The organism is Anabaena sp. FACHB-83 (genome assembly GCF_014697485.1).
In the GTDB taxonomy this organism is placed as follows: domain Bacteria; phylum Cyanobacteriota; class Cyanobacteriia; order Cyanobacteriales; family Nostocaceae; genus Nostoc_B.
This window is the reverse complement of the sequence record NZ_JACJRY010000064.1, coordinates 1-15,748: the sequence shown is the minus strand read 5'-3', so window position 1 is coordinate 15,748 and position 15,748 is coordinate 1. Positions and strand designations below refer to the sequence as shown.

Sequence of the window (15,748 nt, the reverse complement as noted above, 5' to 3'; positions counted from 1 at the left end):
CTTGGAATATCTTATGTAGCATATAATACTCTGCAAATTGCCAATTCTTTCTTTTGATAAGCTTACTTAGCCAATATATGTAAAAATAATTGCTCATGTTAATTGTTTATTAATAAGTGTAACTTTTTGCAGCAACAACCTGTTTGATTAATCGTATTTGCCTGTAGATTTTTCTAGCCAGAATTGTTAATGTATCTCTATACTGCCAAGTTTAAGCCTAAAAGTTTGAACTTGAATAGGTGTATATGATACTATTCTTGATTAGTAGGATATCAAGCAATCAGCTATATGTAATCAAACCTAAGCACACAAGCAAAATCTGGAGGTGAGATAAAAATTAAAAAACAAAATGTAATAATTAGCTGTGCTTGATCAAAAAATCAAAAATATTCCTAGAGCGAAGAAATACTATTTTGTCGAGTTCTTTGACAGCCTCAAGAGTTTTTGCGTCAAGGGGTTTATGTATGAAAAATTCCAATAGATTTCTTGCTGAAGAGAGTTATAGCGATTTAATCAAAAGTAACTAACTGCCTTACTTAGGATGCCTTGAGAAAAGCTTTCAACGAATAGGGCAAACTTTACAAAAATTCATCAAACCGGAGGTAACGGGAGTAAACAATCAAAATCTTGCTAGATGCGAAAATACGCGAAGTTTTGTAAGATCGAGCTTGTCGATGCGTCTAACCAGAAGTGGAGGAAAACAAGGCACATATAAAAATGTAGGCAAAACGTACTAAGGAGTATCGCTTTGCCTGAAGTTGAACAACAAAATATTCTATTTTTAGAGCGGGGTTGATCAGGATATGACGTAGAAAGTGGGGAATAGTTTGGTCGCTGTTATCCACTAACTTGTCAAAAGATGCCCACGCTGCTTTACTTATGCCATTATAGAACAAAGGTATACGTGAAGCTAGTTTCTGCTGAACGTTTTTGGCATTTTGGCAAAAAATTTATATTTCTTTTAAGTAAATTTTTGTAAAGAGCAGCGTAGTCAAGATCAATCTAGAGTTCAGAAACCAGAGCCAGATTTGCTCATGGGTCTATTTTCATTGCAAGACTATCACTTCTTGAAATTTAGGACATAGACACACGAAGTGCGATCGCACATATAGTAGCGATCAAAGTTTTAGTAATTCTGGCTGACTGAGTTTTAATTCTGGATAACCCCCCTCTGAACCTTGTAAATGAAACAGTGAGGGGAATCTATCATGAAAAATTGCGATCGCCCAATACAAGAGGGGATCAGGGTGAGACTGTCAGGAGTGGTAACTGTACCATACGCAGACAGCCAGAATGGGCAATGGAAAGAAATACTGATAAGTTCGTTTTTAGAAACGCGGTTTAAAAATGTTTTAGCCAGAACCACAGTATTACAAAGAGTGGATTGGTTCTGGCATCAAGAAAATAGTATGCACCTGTGCAAGGAAGCAGTTGCGCTGGCTGCCGAGAACACAAATGACTATCGGCAGATATTGATTAAACAGAATCATCTAGCCAGTACCCTGCCAGATTTAGATCCTGTTGCAGAAGTGTTGCTATTAGTTGCACCCTGGCAAGATTTTGTGTTTGGCACAGTCATAGAAACTGGGGAAATGTTCAGTACCCACATCTTGTTTACTCAACAGAAGCAGTACAACAGGGGTGCTACTGTGCAAGAGTGCTGGAGGCAGAACTCACAAACAAATTTCTCCATAGCCAAGCCCAACTCCAATGCCGTCAAGCCAAGTTCACTCTCTCTTGCTGGGATTGGGGGCTACATTTAATGAGCCAATCCCCAATTGAATATCCCAACAATCTCACCGCAGCGGAGTATCATGAACTGACGGTGGGAAGTGCCATTCATCCGGCACTAATTGAGCGCAACTTCTTCCATATTGAGGGAGAAACAGTTTACGATTATCTATTCATCTCCCCTACACTCCCCAGAAAAAACGCTGGGCGAGTGACGGATGGGCTGTTGAAGTTATATCTGCATTTAATGGCAGGGGGAATGTGGATTGCTTCACTTGACCCGTACAACGACTGGAAACCAATGGAGTGGGGGCGCATCAAGCCGACAAACCCTCGCATTGATTGGCTTAAAGGTAAGTCGGTTAAGTATGAGTCGCCCCCAAAAGTCCCCAACCGTGTCACTTATTTTGATATTGCCGATTGTATTTGGAAGCGGGTAGCGCGGCGGTACAACATTAAACGCTATGATTCACCGTTAGCCCGACGCTTACAAGATAGGTACAACTTGCTCCGGTTCTGGGAATGGGTAATCTCTCATCCAGAAATCCCGATTATTCTCTGCGAGGGCGAGAAGAAGGCGGCCTGTTTGCTAAGTTTGGGGTTTGTGGCGATCGCACTGCCAGGGATTTGGAACGGACGAGTAGGTAAAAAGGATTTCGATGAAAGGCTGCATCCGGATCTACTACCACTGGCACAACCTGGGCGGAAATTCCAGATCCTGTTTGACTACGAGACGAAACTGAAAACTCGTTGGTCGGTCTACCAAGCAACTGTAAGGACTGGTAAAGCGATTGAGGCTGTTGGCTGTGTTTGCGAAGTTGCACTACTGTCAGGGCCGGAGAAAGGCGTTGATGATTTTGTGGTTGCTAGAGGTGAGGATGCTAACGCACTACTGACGGCAATTATAGATGATGCTCACTCATTGAAGGATTACCAGCAATCGTTCCTCATCAAGCACCGGGGACTGAGAAAGTATAGACCAGATGCGCTGATCAATACAAAATATTTGACCCAAGCAGTTGCAGTTCAGGATAAAGCCGCAACTAACCCACCAGCGCATACAGTATGTGTCTCACGAACAGAACAACAACCGGAAGCAATGGATTTTCCAAAGCCCTCACCACCAGAGGAAATCCCCCCAGGTCATCGCGGAAAAATTCGCTACAAACTCAAAAAATTGAGACAGAATAAACAACCCAAAAGTATTGTCTTCCCACTCACTGGGTTAGTGGTACTGATTTCTGATATGGGAACAGGTAAAACCGAGTTAATGCGTTGGTGGCGAGATGCTCACCCAGATCAACGATTTCTCAACAACGGGCATCGGGTGAATCTGCTGAAAAACTTGGCAGAGCGTTTGAAAACCTTGATGTATTCTGACCTTGGTTATGCTGGCATGGCTACTGCACAGGCATTGAGCATCACCATCGACAGTTTATATAAGTTAAACACCCAAGCCCTAGCTTATGGCTGCATTTTCATTGACGAAACTTGCCAATACCTGACACACCTACTGCATAGTAATACTTGTAAGGAACACCGCGCCCTGATATTGTCCGTATTAGAACATATTGTTTACAATGCGCCTTTAGTTGTCATCGCTGACGCTCACATGGACGACATCACCATCGACTTTTTCCTGTCCATGCGACCCGTTGGGGAGCAACCATACATTATCAAAAATGAATGGAAGAATGGAGAGCGCACCATCTATTGGTATGAGGGGATGGATTCTTCCGCGTTGGTGGCGCAAATCTCGGCGGCAATCATGATGAGTCAAAAACTCATGGTGGTGTCTGACTCAAAGCGGTTCATCAAAAAACTGGAACGGATGTTCACTGTACGTATTGAACCATCATCTGCGCCTTCTCACCCACACACGAACCAAACTACACCATTGAGAATTTGGTCGATTCATTCAGATAATAGTGGTTCTGAAGAAAACGTAGCATTTATCAAAGACATTACCAACGCTGTCAAGAATATAGATGTACTTCTAACTTCGCCTAGTCTGGGTACTGGTGTTGACATCTCACAATATCATTTTGATTTAGTATTCGGTGTATTTCATGCCGTGAGCCAAACTGCCACCGAATGCGCTCAACAGCTGTGGCGTTATCGTCCCAAAGTGCCAATTCATGTGTGGGTGGCTCCTACTCCACCCTTCGGCTACAAAGAAACCAACCCTACCAAAATTAAGGAACGGCTACTTCAAACCAATGAAATTACTGCTTTTTTAATCAAAATCGACCGTGAAACAGGTAAGCGTGGGGTTGAGAAAGACTGGGCATTAGACGCTTACTGTCAAATTCAAGCTTCTCGTCACCAATCCATCAATAATTTACGTGCTGATCTGAGATCGCTGTTGTCCGATATGGGCAATACTATCGTACCTACCGGAGATCATCTTGATGTTGAGGCTTGGGAATCCTTAAAATATGCGGCTGACGCTCTAGATGCTGCTCATCATCAGTCTGTCGCCAAAGCCAATACCATCTCCAGAAGTGAGTACCGCGCACGGCAAAGTAAAGATTATCTTTCTCCCGATGAGGCTTACGAGTGTGAGAAGTTCCGTATTTGGGATTCCTACGGTATGGAAGTCACTGAATCTCTAGTCGAGAAAGATAACGGCGGTAAATTAATCAGTGCGATCGCATCTTTGGAGGCTATTTTAGCTTCATCCCAAGAGACAATCCTGGATTCTCGAACTAACCAACAATACCCCGCACCACCAGAATTTGTTAGTGCCAAAGACTTAGCAGAAAGAAACAAACTACCTTTCTGCATGGATTGGAGTAATTATTCCGCCAAATGGTTAGCTCGTTTCAACTTAGGACTACATGACATTCTCAAAAGATTAGTCACCGGAGAAGAAATTACATCTGCCGACGAACAACTATTACTTATGACCCGCAGAGCTAAAGAGTGCGCTGCTCACATTAAAGCAATTTTGGGGTTTACTATCCCAAGTGATTGCCAACCAATTTGGTTGTTGGCCACTTTAGTCGCGCAGTTGGGGCTAAGTTTAGATTTTCGTAAACAAGGAAAACGTGGACAACAAGTAAAATTGTTCTTTCTGTCTAAATCAGAACTAAATTTTGCATTACAAGTTATCGCTCACCGTCAGAAACAACGGGCTGATTACATCCAAACCCAGCCCTTGCAAGGGTTAGACCTGAGTTCACCCTCCGTATCCACCCCCCTGACAAATGGTATAGGAAACTCCCTTGTTGAGGGGGTAGATACTACAGCTTCTAAAGAAGTAGGGGGGCTTCGGTGCAGGGGGGCAGAAGGGCAAGAATCTTTCACCCCTGCGCCCCATCACCCCTGCGCCCCTGCCTCTGAATGCGATCGCACCGCCCTACTTCATTGTGTAGAAATGCTTCGCTCTGGTATTGCTCTAGGATTTGATGCTATCAAAGGAATTCTCAAGCGGTGGACGACTGATTGGCGATGGGAAGTGGTGCTGGAATTGGATGAGATCGCACCGGATGAATTGCAGGCTCTAGCTCTTGCATTTCCACAGTTTTATGACTGGCTTTCTGAGGCGGTGCTGCCAGTGGAGGGGGGCTGAATTATTATCAAAGCTAACGGCTTACTATTACAATTTATTACCTTTTTTCTCAGCAATATTACGTTGACTGTACTGTTTCCCCTTGCAAATTTATTTTTTGAATAAAATGAGGTTAATGCCTTTGCTGATCCGATTTTTTGACCACTTCGACTTTCCCAGTTTTCTCGAAGTCGTTTTCTTCAACCGGGGCAAGCAGTGATAACGATGATACCGCTCCTAATATTTGTTCTTCTTTTACCTCCAAATACTTGTAAAGCTCATCCAAGGTGCGATGTCCAGAAATTTCCTGAATTACTCTTAAGGGAATTCCGGCATTACTCATGGTTGTGAGTGCTGTGCGACGAAAACTATGTGAGCTTACGCCCTCAATTCCTGTTCGTTGACAAGCTACTCTCACTATCCACAGTGCCGAATCTCGGTGCAGGTGGCTACCCGCTCTGGAGTGGTCTGGATTTCCCGGAAATAGCCACAGTGAATCATCTCGCGGTTGATATGCTTGTAGCCTGATTCGCAACTCTTGAATTACAGGTATGGCGCGGGTAGCCAGTTTATTTTTTGTATTCCCTTTGCGAAAAGTGATTTTATTTCTGACTTTTCCTCTGGAGTCATACACATCGCGCTTGAGCAGGGTCACTGCTTCCGAAGCTCGACAAGCGGTGTAAAGCATCACGGCAAATAACGCTTTGTCTCGTAGTGAGTCTACTCCCTGCGAGAACAGAAGTTGAATTTCTTCTGGTGTGAGGATTTTGGCTCTGCCGTGCCGATCAATCTTCAACTTGCCTCTTTAATTACCACCCCCGTTGTTTTCTGATTATCCCAGTCTAGGGGGACAAGAGCGATCCTCTGTGCGAAGGTTATAGCGTGCAGTGAGAGCAGGGGTTGAAAGTCCAGCTAAACTCTGTACAGTTACAATATCAACACCAGCATTTAACAAATCCCAAATGAACGTATGCCGCAGATCGTGAGGCGAGAATGGTTTGATACCAGCTTGTTCACCCCGCTTGTGTAAAATAAATAACACTGCCTGGGGCGTAAGCCGTTTGTGAACTACACGCCCAGATTTATTGACTTGACATAGCAAGGGGCCGGGTGTGCGAGTTCGGATTTCAATCCAATCATTAACGATAGCGATCGCGCTTGGAGATAAATAAACAATCCGATCAACTCTTGGGTGACTGGAGTGGAGTTTGATGTCTCCAGAATGTGCCAAATCTTTTAGCTCCAGACCAACCACTTCACTCCGTCGCAGACCAGCACCGCGAAGGAAAGCGATGAGTGCAGCGTCTCTAAAACCTGCTGGGGTGAGATCGCTAAAGCAAGTCTGCATTAAAGCATCAAGCTCATCTTGACTAAGCACCCTTCCGCTTAATTCTTTTGGCACTTTGACACTCTTGATGTCAACAGCACGGGCATAATCAATCGGGTGAATCAGCCCGGAGTGTAGAGCTTGTTTCAAAACGCCCCTTAAGGCGCATAGTATTCGGTTAACTGTTGCTGGCTCGTACTTTTGGATGAGTGCGGTGCGGAGAGCTAGGGTGTGTTTGTAGCGTAATTCTGACCAATTCAAAGTCAGATGGTCAGCTTGATGCTCAGTGAGCAATTGAGCAATCAGGTTGAGAGAGTGCTTCATTGTCGGTTTCGATCCCGGACTTAGTGTCGAGAGATAAATAATTGCCGGGTGTTGGATCAAAGGTGGCGTACTCGTCAAAACCAATGAAGTAAAAGAGTTGGTAGACATTGCGGATCTAAATCTTCTAGAAAATTATATTCCGCACAGTTATATTTTGATAAGTAATCTACAGCCAAACAAGCAGGTACAGTCATACTTTGGGTACGGGGTGTGAGTATCAACAGATGCTGTTGGCGAAATAGACACTTGATATATAAAGATATATAAAGATATATCAAGCGATTGCTGAGGTTTCTTCTTTAAAAATACTTGGGCTGCGAACGCAGCAGCACTCAATGTAGAATGAACTCCAGGCTCATCACCAACCCAAGGAGGAGCCGGAGTATAAAAGTCTTTGCCCTTAAGTTGTCGAGTCTTAGCTTGCGGGATACGAGAAAATCAGGTGTGCGTTTGGGAATTTTTGAGCGATCGCATCATTCATACCTTAAGAGGAACAGCACCCTGCCTCATGAGTAAAAATGGTCGAATTTTAATTTACTCTACAGGTAATAACGAAATAATCGTTTGGGATTTAGCTTTAAACAGTCAACTATGTACATTACAGGGGCATACCGCACCAATTGGTTATATTGCTATGAGCAATGATTATGAATTTATTGCCAGCTACAGTATTGACAGAACAATTAAAATTTGGGGATTGGTTGAAGAATAACAAAATGTTAGAAAAGCTATTCTCCAAAAACCGCCCTAGCTTTTCCAACCCCCAGCAAGCGATCTCGCTTACTTCGACCGAGCAAGGAAGTTGCACAGCATTGGCTCTTGAAACTCTCAACAAATAAGGCTATTAAGCCAATTTATCAAATTTTTCTTAACTCGGTTTCAGACTAACCCTAAAATTTATAAATAATTGAATAATTATTGCTGGTACAGCATAGATTTATTTCTATATAAAACTGATATTAATATTTAAGAAAATTTAAGAACTCCTTGCAATTAGGCGGCAACGCGGAGTGCTGGGTGGGGCGTTGATAAACTAGTAGACCAACCCAGAATTGCTGTGTAGACGCAGCAAGGGAGCAGGGGAGCAGGGGAGCAGAGGGGAATGAAGGTACTTTCTCCCCTGCCCCTCTGCCCCGAAGCCCTTCTGCTGTCCACCACGCAAAGTTTTGTTGGCAGACTACTAGCTGGCAACCGTGAAGCAATTCAAAAATCACGATAGAAACTCTAGAACTAGCTGATTAAATTTTTGTGGATGCTCAATCGGACTCCAATGACCGCACTCTTCAATAATCTCCAACTGAGCATGAGAAATAATCTTAACGGCATTGTGAGCATGGGTTACAGGAACCATAGGATCTTGTCTGCCCCAAATAATGAGGGTCGGAACCTCGATAGTATGCAATTTGTCAGCAATTGAGTGATAGAATTGCCCCCAGATATTAAAGTTTGAACGACCTAGATTTAATGTTGCTTGTGCTGCGCCAGGAAGCGTTGCCATTTGATAAAACTCTTCGACAAATTCATCAGTGATGAGTTTTGAGTCGTACACTGCCTGTTTACACAACATCGCTACACCTGATTTACTTGGTGAACTAAACAACTTAGCTAAACCAGGAATTGTGGTAACTCGAAGCAGAAAATTAAGTTCTTTCCCAAGACCCGCACTGCCAACCAGAATTAGTCGCTCAACTAATTGTGGGAAGTTCAACGTTAAAGTGAGTGCGACTCCACCACCCGCAGAAGTTCCAATCAAATTTGCCTTGGGTATCTCTAAAACCTTCATGAAATCTCGCGTGAACTGAGCCATGAAGTCAAAGGTGTAATGAGCAGCATCGGGTTTATCGGAGCGACCTGCACCCACCATATCAAACGCATAAACGCGATGATGTTTGGCTAATTCAAGGATATTGTACTTCCACAACTCAATGTAACCGCCACCGCCATGAAGCAAAATGACCGTGCTACCTGAATCTCCAGCTTGCCAATATCGGGTATTTACAGAGCCGACTTTGACATACTGATCTTGCAATTGTTCAGCTTGATTCATCTCAACCTTACCAAACTGTAACTTGGACTTTAATTTTCAACTCTTAGCGATCTGTTCAAAATTATCTTAGTCTCAAACACCAACAAGTAATCTCTCAACCATACCCAACCCCTAATTGAGCGACAGCGGCAACGAGGAAAGGGCAACAACACGACTGCTCATCGTGATTAAATGCCAAACCAATTGGACTAACATTTTTGAGAAATTCTTGGGGCAAGTTGTTTAGGGTAATAGCTGAACGGCAATGGTAACAGACACAAGAGTGCGATCGCTGTTTGATAAAAGACACGCACCTGGTGATGTAAATTAACGTGCAGAGCGATTTCTATCTTTGTGAGGCAGGATTCCACGAAATAGCCCTTTCGTGTAATTATACATGATTCATAAGTTGAAATAATAAGAGGCTTCCATAAGATAAATTACCCAAATTATTGGTAGCGCATTATTCTATCTCTCTGCATCTTGCTAAGAAATGTCTACACAACAACGGGATATTTGTCAGTGGAAAGCTACTAAATGTAATTTTCTTACTTTGATTATGGAATTTGCAACAAAGACTATATGGTAATTAGTAAATAGAACACTGTTAAACAAGTTACCAAATGGATATAGCAATATTAGTTAAATTTTTAACACCATGTTTGCCATTTTTAATGAGTGTGGGTAATAAGGCAGTGGAAGGAGCCTCTCAAAAGTTAGGTGAGGATGTATGGACAAAGGCAAAAGCTATTTGGGCTAAATTGCAACCAAAGGTGGAGACTAAGCCAATGGCAAAGGGAGCAGCAGAAGAGTTGGCTAATTCTCCCAATGATGCAGATGCTTTGGATATACTGCAAAAACAACTCAAAAAGTTATTGGATGAAGACAAAGCCTTAGCTGCTGAGATAGCTGGTTTGATGTCAGAAGACTCCGAAGTAATTTCAAAGGTTGTTAACGCTTATCATCAAACAATTACAGGTAATGAAAACGTGGTGCAAAATGTTACAGGTGATAGTAATAAGACAATTGGAAAAGTAGGTGGGGATGCAACTATCAATTAGTTAAACAGCCAGGAGTTAGAGAGCGTAAGTCATGCGGAGAAGATGCCTGAGACAATTGCTAAGGCGAATATTGCGTTTCCTGTCAAAATTGGCTGATTTTTTCACAGGAAAGCGCCGCCGTTTAAAACATAGGCGAACTCTGGCAATGAATGAAATACCTGAAGATATATTACCCAATGTAACTTATAATACATCACATCAAACTGAACAAATAATTTCAGGCAATAAAAATGTTGCCCAGAAAATTAAGGGTGACAACAATATTAATGTGGGTGTGGTAGAAGGTAGCCTGACTATTAATTATCGTCGCCCCATTGACAGACCTTTCCAAGCACCACGTCTCCCCAGTAATTTTGTAGATCGACCTTCAGTCAGTTTAGAGCTAAAAGCGCGTCTCTTAGCAGATACTTCTTCAGGTACTCGTGCTTTACTCATCAGTGCTATTCATGGCTTGGGAGGCATAGGCAAGACAATTTTAGCTACAGCCCTTGCCCATGATAAAGGTATTCAAAAACATTTTACTTCTGGCGTACTTTGGGCAACCTTGGGGCAAGAACCAGATATACTCTCCTTGCTGAGTGGCTGGGTACAAGCTTTGGGAGACTATGATTTCCGTGCCATCAATATAGAGGCAACTTCCGCCCACTTGCGAACTTTACTACATGACAAGGCAGTTTTATTGGTAGTTGATGATGCCTGGGAAGCTGACCATGTAGAACCGTTTTTGGTAGCAAGCTCGCAATCCCAAGTATTAATTACTTCTCGGCGGGCTGATGTGGCTGATAAGGTAGGTGCTTCTTTGCAACAATTGAATGTAATGACCCCAGAAGAGTCTCTGGCATTACTTTCCCAGTTTTTAGAACGACAGCTAGAAGGGATAGAAAAACAAGGGGCATTACAAGTTGCTGAGACAGTAGGATACTTGCCAATTGCTCTCAATTTGGCAGCAGCTAGGGTAAAACGCGGAGTTACATGGGCGAAGCTGGAAACAGACTTGAAGGCAGAAGTTGCACGGCTAGAAGTTTTAGAAGGGCCGCGCAAGAAGGAGGAAACAACTCTGGAAGCATCCTTTAACTTGAGCCTGAAGGTATTGCGTGAGTATAGTGAACGAGCTTGGGAAAACTTTATCTGGTTGGGAGTATTGCCAGAAGATGTAACCATAGCTGCTCCAATGGCAGTTACGCTTTGGGAGATGCAGTCACCAGATGAAGCGAATGAACATTTGGAATTACTTTGGAATGATGCCCTGCTCCAGTCTATCTCACCTGTAACTGTGGCTCGTGAGGAGTGGAAAAGCTACAAAATTCATGATTTACTACATGATGTTGCCCGCCGTCTGCTGATAGCATCTCCTTCAAAAGGAATTGGTTTAACTTTACTCCAAGCTCATACGAACTTGCTGTCAAGATACCAGAATAAAACCCAAAATCAACTTTGGTATACCCTGGAAGACGATGGTTATATTCATGCTCATTTAACTTGGCATTTCCAACAAGCAAACCAACTTTTGCAGATACATCAACTTTTAGAAGAGGAAACCTCGGCAGGAGGTAATGGTTGGTATGAGGCGTGCGATCGCTTAGGACAAACTGCCAACTTTGTAGCTGATGTTGCTCGTGCTTGGCAATTGGCAGAAGACTCCTGGACTGAAACAACCCAGCCTCAAGTTATTGGGTTGCAGTGTCGCTATGCTTTGATTATTGCATCCCTTAATAGTCTGGCAGCTAATTTACCAGTAGAACTGCTGATTGCCTTAGTTCAAAAAAATGTGTGGACTCCTGAGCAAGGACTTGCTTACGTGCTACAAAGCTCGAATCCAGAACAAAAAGCAAACTTGCTTACAGAGCTAGTCAATCATTTGCCACCAAACCTAGAAAAACTAGGACTCTCGAAAGCTCTCGCTGCTGCTAGGGAGATTCAGGATGAGTGGCATAGCGCCCAAGCCCTAAGACGTTTGGCTGATAAACTGCCACCTGATTTATTATCAGAGGCTCTCGCTGCTGGAGAGATTCGGTCTGACTGGTATCGCGCCAGTGTCATAAGTAGTTTGGTTCCTCTACTGCCACCTGATCTGTTACCAGAGGCTCTCACTGCTGCTAGAAATATTCAGTCTGAGTCAAGCCGCATCTATCCTCTAAGTAATTTGGCTGTAAAATTGCCAGAATTGTTACCAGAGACTATCGCTGCTACTAGGGAGATTCAGGATGAGTCAAATCGCGCCTATGCCCTAAGTAGTTTAGTTGTTAAACTGCCAGAATTGTTACCAGAGGCTCTTGCTGCTGCTAGGGAGATTCAGGATGAGTCAAATCGCGCCTATGCCCTAAGTAGTTTGGCTGATAAACTGCCACCTGATTTATTATCAGAGGCTCTCGCTGCTGCTAGGGAAATTAAGTCTGAGTCAAATCGCGTCAAAGCTTTAAGTAGTTTGGCTGATAAACTGCCACCTGAATTGTTACCAGAGGCTCTCGCTGCTGCTAGGGAGATTAAGTCTGAAAAGTATCGCGCCGATGCCCTAAGTAGTTTAGTTGTTAAACTGCCAGAATTGTTACCAGAAGCTCTCGCTGCTGTTAGGAAAAATCCGGATGCTCGTGATCGCGTCCTAGATTTAAGAAGTTTGGCAGATAAACTGCCACAATTGTTACCAGAGGCTCTCGCTACTGCTATAAATATTCAGGATGATTATTATCGTGCCTATGCCCTAAGACGTTTGGCAGATAAACTCCCACCTGATTTGTTGCCAAAGGCTCTCGCTACTGCTATAAATATTCAGGATGAGGAGGATCGTGCCGATACTCTAAGTAGTTTGGCTCATAAACTCCCACCTGATTTGTTGCCAAAGGCTCTCGCTGCTGCTAGGGAGATTCAGAATGATTATTATCGCGCCGGAGTCCTAAGTAGTTTGGCTAATAAAGCGCCAGAATTGTTACCAGAGGCTCTCGCTGCTGCTAGAAATATTCAGTTTAACGTCTATCGCGCCTATGCCCTAAGTAGTTTGGCTGATAAGCTGCCAGAATTGTTACCAGAGGCTCTCGCTGCTACTAGGGAGATTCAGGATGAGTATTTTCGCGCCAAAGCTTTAAGTAGTTTGGCTGATAAACTGCCACAATTGTTACCAAGGGTTCTTGCAACTACTAGGAATATTCAAAATGAGTATTCTCGCATCGAAGTTCTAAGTAGTTTGTTTGTTAAACTGCCACCTGATTTATTACCAGAGACTCTCGCTGCTGTTAGGGAGATTCAGGATGAGTCAAATCGCGTCAAAGCTTTAAGTAGTTTGGCTGATAAACTGCCACTTGAATTGTTACCAGAGGCTCTCGCTGCTACTAGGGAGATTCAGGATGAGTATTCTCGCGCCCAAATTCTAAGTAGTTTGGCTGATAAACTTCTACCTGAATTGTTACCAGAGGCTCTCGCTGCTGCTAGGAATATTCAAAATGAGTATTCTCGCGCCCAAACTCTAAGTAATTTGGCTGATAAACTGCCACCTGAATTGTTACCAGAGGCTCTCGCTGCTGCTAGGGAGATTCAGGATGAGTCGAGTCGCGCCAAAGCTTTAAACGGTTTGGCGAATAAACTGCCACTTGAATTGTTACCAGAGGCTCTTGCTGCTGCTAGGGAGATTCAATCTGAGTATTCTCGTATCGAAGCCCTAAGTAGTTTGGCTGATAAACTGCCAGAGTTGTTACCAGAGGCTCTCGCTCTTGCTATTAGACTTCAGTCTAGGGAGGGTAGAACCAATGCCCTAAGTAGTTTGACTGTCAAACTTTCACAGCTACCAAAAAATCAGCTTTTTTCTCTCTGGAGAGATAACCTTCACATCTTATCTCTTCGCACTCGCCAAGATTTACTCAGTGAGATGGGAATATTAACTCCAGTTATATTTGCTTTAGGTGGTGAGCAAGCAGTAAAAGATACAGCTTCTGCCATCCAAGATGTGTCACGCTGGTGGAGCTAAAGAACAATATAGAGATTTTCTGATCAAATTACACCTTTGAGCCAAAAGGTGTAACGCGACTATATGTGTGACGAACGGCACTCATTGAAGCGATCGCACTTGCGGGTTAATCTGAGCCTGAATACTTTACTGTGGTGGCTTTTTGGTCGATGTGGTGATAGAACCCTTAACCTACTACCATAGTCAATTTACCCCGTCGAACTCACGTAAAGGTTTTTAGAAAAACTTAATTTATATAACTTGACATATAAACTTTTTCTACAGTAGCTTGTGATTACTCCAAGTATCTTATGCTACTACTTCAAGGTAATTACTTGGTTATTGCTCGTTAGTTTCTCCTTGATAATGAAAAGTGAGTATCGTGAGTTATTCGATGAAGTCCTAAGAAAAATAGGACGAAATATATTAATGTTTCAGCAAATTGAGAAAGGCTTAAAAGTGCTTCTTCCTTTTGTACACTCAGATGCTAGTACAAAGGGTATCGATAGCTTTTGGAAGTACAAAGAAGCAGCTAAGTCTAAGACTCTAGGGACTTTAATGAATGCCTTTATTGAGTCTGCGGATTATAATACTGATTACTTTGTCGAAAGATTAAGAGAGATTGTTGCCGAGCGGAACAAACTTGTTCATCATTTTGGTGAGTTGCAAGGTTTGAATATATTAAGCACAGAAGAGGGATGTAGAACTTGCATTACTTACTTAGAATCGCAGTACGAAGAGGCAAATTTATTTTATAAGCAACTAAAACTTTTTATATTTAGTGTAATTGTTTTTCTTCGAGAAAATTACGCCGAATCTAACCTAAAAATTGAACTTTTATACGAGCAATTCAAGGCACATATTATTTCTGAGGGCATTGAGTATATAAATCTGAATAATCCATCTGAAACAGTATGGGAGAATACAAAAATTGTAAAATTACTGCGTTTAGCCGAAACAAACACAGACAAAATAGGTGATATGACTTCACTGAGAAGAGCGGGAAAATTTATTAAGAGTCAAGACCCAGAGTGTACGCCTAAGAAGTATGGAATTAAGACATTAAAAGCTGTTTTGAAGACATCTGCCTTATTTGAAATTGATGAGAGTCAAGATAGCCAGCAGAGCAGCATATTTATCTTATATAAAAGTAAAATTCCGAAAACTTTTTTGTAGCGTCGTCTTTCACGAAGTGATTGCTCTAATCTTATTTGTCCTTAGATGTTACAAATTTTTATCAGGATGTCCACAAAAAGCGATCACATCTGGAGGTTACACCAGAGCAGAAGCGAAAAGCTGTTTCAGTGATTGGGTTTTAGATTCTGGCTTCATTCATCTCCCCCACGCGATCGCATTTTCAAGCTACGACTTCGCAACAGCGATGCACGACACTGGCTCTCAAAACTCTTTCAGAACCTGCCTTTCAACTTGTAAGTAAGAAATAGGCAATATCAAATTGCTTAAAACAGTATCTCCCCAACTTATCCAAATGTGGGTTTGCAGACAAGCGAGAATTTTTCCAACGCCAGAACAAGGGTTTGAGGTACTTGAACACTGGAGTATGGCGATCGCGCCTCTTCTAAACACTGAAGCTGGTATATAAATTTATACAAAATTAATAGAAAAATAATTCTGCGTAAATTTTAATCGGAGATTTTATCGGACAAAAGATAATTGTTTCTTATTTTGTGTTGTAGTCTTGTATTACAATGTAACTTAAAGCATAATTATGAGCGAACAGCTTAGTTAATGGTTTCAAGCGTGGCACAACTAACCATTCAAATACCGGATG

General features: G+C 42.6%; 9 protein-coding genes. 6 read left to right on the top strand and 3 right to left on the bottom strand.

Annotated elements, in window-relative coordinates:
• The first annotated feature begins 1,208 nt into the window (after window positions 1–1,208).
• Both H6G79_RS32970 and H6G79_RS32965 read left to right on the top strand, forming a co-directional pair.
• Window positions 1,209–1,763, top strand: a complete 555-nt coding sequence (locus H6G79_RS32970; protein WP_190594723.1) for a hypothetical protein — start codon at window positions 1,209–1,211, stop codon at window positions 1,761–1,763.
• Window positions 1,763–5,305: a plasmid replication protein, CyRepA1 family gene (locus H6G79_RS32965; protein WP_190594722.1), complete on the top strand. Its 3,543-nt coding sequence runs from the start codon at window positions 1,763–1,765 to the stop codon at window positions 5,303–5,305. The genes H6G79_RS32970 and H6G79_RS32965 overlap by 1 nt, the downstream gene beginning before the upstream one ends.
• A gap of 112 nt (window positions 5,306–5,417) precedes the next feature.
• Here the strand turns inward: H6G79_RS32965 and H6G79_RS32960 are convergent, their stop codons facing one another.
• Both H6G79_RS32960 and H6G79_RS32955 read right to left on the bottom strand, forming a co-directional pair.
• Complete coding sequence (locus H6G79_RS32960) at window positions 5,418–6,080, bottom strand: tyrosine-type recombinase/integrase (protein WP_190594721.1); 663 nt, start codon at window positions 6,078–6,080, stop codon at window positions 5,418–5,420.
• Window positions 6,081–6,116: 36 nt separating this feature from the next.
• Complete coding sequence (locus tag H6G79_RS32955; protein WP_277877393.1) at window positions 6,117–6,935, bottom strand: tyrosine-type recombinase/integrase; 819 nt, start codon at window positions 6,933–6,935, stop codon at window positions 6,117–6,119.
• Window positions 6,936–7,329: 394 nt separating this feature from the next.
• On the opposite strand from H6G79_RS32955, the gene H6G79_RS32950 reads away from it, so the two are divergent.
• Window positions 7,330–7,647, top strand: coding sequence for a WD40 repeat domain-containing protein (locus tag H6G79_RS32950; protein ID WP_190594719.1), 318 nt, complete (start codon window positions 7,330–7,332; stop codon window positions 7,645–7,647).
• 498 nt (window positions 7,648–8,145) lie between these two features.
• On the opposite strand, the gene H6G79_RS32945 is transcribed toward H6G79_RS32950, so the two are convergent.
• Window positions 8,146–8,982, bottom strand: a complete 837-nt coding sequence (locus tag H6G79_RS32945) for an alpha/beta fold hydrolase (protein ID WP_190594718.1) — start codon at window positions 8,980–8,982, stop codon at window positions 8,146–8,148.
• A gap of 602 nt (window positions 8,983–9,584) precedes the next feature.
• On the opposite strand from H6G79_RS32945, the gene H6G79_RS32940 reads away from it, so the two are divergent.
• The 3 genes from H6G79_RS32940 (at window position 9,585) to H6G79_RS32930 (ending at window position 15,132) form a co-directional block, all read left to right on the top strand.
• Window positions 9,585–10,022 carry a hypothetical protein gene (locus tag H6G79_RS32940; RefSeq protein ID WP_190594717.1) on the top strand — a complete coding sequence of 146 codons (438 nt, stop codon included), beginning with the start codon at window positions 9,585–9,587 and terminating at the stop codon, window positions 10,020–10,022.
• 145 nt (window positions 10,023–10,167) lie between these two features.
• Window positions 10,168–13,977, top strand: coding sequence for an NB-ARC domain-containing protein (locus H6G79_RS32935; RefSeq protein WP_191049404.1), 3,810 nt, complete (start codon window positions 10,168–10,170; stop codon window positions 13,975–13,977).
• 408 nt (window positions 13,978–14,385) lie between these two features.
• Complete coding sequence (locus H6G79_RS32930; RefSeq protein ID WP_190594715.1) at window positions 14,386–15,132, top strand: OST-HTH/LOTUS domain-containing protein; 747 nt, start codon at window positions 14,386–14,388, stop codon at window positions 15,130–15,132.
• The last annotated feature ends 616 nt before the right edge of the window (window positions 15,133–15,748 follow it).

Coding starts and splice junctions, on each gene's coding strand:
- H6G79_RS32970 (WP_190594723.1), top strand. CDS start 1,209: ATGAAAAATTGCGATCGCCCAATACAAGAGGGGATCAGGGTGAGACTG.
- H6G79_RS32965 (WP_190594722.1), top strand. CDS start 1,763: ATGAGCCAATCCCCAATTGAATATCCCAACAATCTCACCGCAGCGGAG.
- H6G79_RS32955 (WP_277877393.1), bottom strand. CDS start 6,935: ATGAAGCACTCTCTCAACCTGATTGCTCAATTGCTCACTGAGCATCAA.
- H6G79_RS32945 (WP_190594718.1), bottom strand. CDS start 8,982: ATGAATCAAGCTGAACAATTGCAAGATCAGTATGTCAAAGTCGGCTCT.
- H6G79_RS32940 (WP_190594717.1), top strand. CDS start 9,585: ATGGATATAGCAATATTAGTTAAATTTTTAACACCATGTTTGCCATTT.
- H6G79_RS32935 (WP_191049404.1), top strand. CDS start 10,168: ATGAATGAAATACCTGAAGATATATTACCCAATGTAACTTATAATACA.
- H6G79_RS32930 (WP_190594715.1), top strand. CDS start 14,386: ATGTTTCAGCAAATTGAGAAAGGCTTAAAAGTGCTTCTTCCTTTTGTA.